Source organism: Acinetobacter sp. IK40 (genome assembly GCF_035615075.1).
GTDB classification, from domain to species: Bacteria; Pseudomonadota; Gammaproteobacteria; order Pseudomonadales; family Moraxellaceae; genus Acinetobacter; species Acinetobacter courvalinii.
Window position 1 is genome coordinate 1 of sequence record NZ_JANBOE010000037.1, and the last position, 521, is coordinate 521.

1 pseudogene is annotated in these 521 nt (G+C 51.8%); it reads right to left on the bottom strand.

What is annotated here, in order from left to right:
- Nucleotides 1–521, bottom strand: a pseudogene (locus MSG93_RS19270) (hypothetical protein); the annotation flags it as partial.

Sequence of the window (521 nt, forward strand, 5' to 3'; positions counted from 1 at the left end):
CCTGCTGCATCAATGCCTGACTTGGTCATGCTTGGACCATCAGCAATGCTGACTCCATCGCTATTCATCACGGTATCGCCTGCGGTGACACTGTCTACATCCAGATCCCGCGACAGCTCTACCGCAATTTTACCGTCCTGAACTTTGGTGCTGATGTTGCTGTCTGCACCAATCACCTCAACCGCTTCACCCAGCTTTTTCTGTACTGTGCCGCCATCTTGCGCAGTCAGACCAAAGCCTTTATCGGTTAAGTCCTGACTGGCCTGATCCAGTTGTCCCTTGTTGACTGCATCACTGGCTTCAGTACCATCTGCCACATTGGTGACTTTGGTTCCTGCTGCATCAATGCCGGACTTGGTCACACTTGGGCCATCGGCAATGGTCATGCCGTCGTTGTTAATGACCGTATCGCCTGCAGTCACGCTGTCCACTTTCAGATCACGGTTCAGGCTGTACTTGATGTCATTGCCCTCTTTCGTCACCTGTAAGTTTTCTTCGCCATCTGCGGTACCGATATCAAC